The 844-nt window shown below is 71.6% G+C and carries 1 protein-coding gene and 1 pseudogene; both read right to left on the reverse strand.

Annotated features, from left to right (window positions below):
* Nucleotides 1-585, reverse strand: a 585-nt coding sequence (gene cofE, locus ACDELDRAFT_RS23170; RefSeq protein ID WP_081470199.1) for a coenzyme F420-0:L-glutamate ligase, incomplete at its 3' end; no start/stop codon positions are given.
* Nucleotides 566-844, reverse strand: a pseudogene (locus ACDELDRAFT_RS23175) (hypothetical protein); the annotation flags it as partial. The pseudogene ACDELDRAFT_RS23175 and the gene cofE, both read right to left, overlap by 20 nt.

An 844-nucleotide genomic window follows, 5' to 3' on the forward strand; every position in this document is an offset into this window, starting at 1 on the left:
CAGGTCGTGCAGCGCCTGCATTCCCGCCACGCCGATCGCCACGCCCACGGTGCCGTTGCGCCACGCGCGGCCATGGCTGTCGATGATGAGTACCGCCACATCCGCGCCGGTGGCGGAGCGCAGCCGGGTGCGTAACGTGGCGCAGCTGGCGTCAGGATCCAGCGGCAGCAGCAGCGCGGCCTCCCCGCCGTCCTGCCGCACGTTCGACTGGTCGATGCCGGCGTTGGCCATCACGAAGCCTAGCCGGTGTTCCACCACGATGACACCACGGCGGCAGCGCAGCACCTCGCGCGATTCCTGCAGTACCAGTTCGATCAGGCGCGGGTCCTTGTCGCACTCCAGGGCCAAGTGCCGGGCGTGCGGCGAGGGCTGGACGGTGTCCAGCGCGACGAGCCGGCCTTCCGCCTTGGAGACGATTTTCTGCGCGAGCACGATCACGTCGCCATCGCGCAGCGTTTCACCGGCGCGCTGCAGCGCGGCCAGCAGCAGGGCGCAGAGGTCGTCGCCGGGCCGCACTTCCGGAATTCTGGGCAGGGCGCGCAGGCGCAGCTCGCCGCAGTGATCTTCAGTGGCGGGGCGTTGCATCGCCGTCTCGCCGTGCAGGCCCGCCCGCATCGGGCAGGCCCGTGATGCGTATGCCCGCGCCGGGCACCTTGTAGCGCATGTTGATGGCGATGAGCACCGAGGTCAGTGCCTCCGCCGCCGCCGCGTTGGCGATGGGGCCGGCGTGCCAGGCGCGCAGGCCCATGTCGCCGGCCAGGCCGATCACCGTCTCGCGCGCCTCGGGGTCGTCGCCGCAGACCAGCACGTCGCAGTCGGGCGCATGCGACAGATCGCGCAGGTG

The organism is Acidovorax delafieldii 2AN (assembly GCF_000175235.1).
Lineage (GTDB): Bacteria > Pseudomonadota > Gammaproteobacteria > Burkholderiales > Burkholderiaceae_C > Acidovorax > Acidovorax delafieldii_B.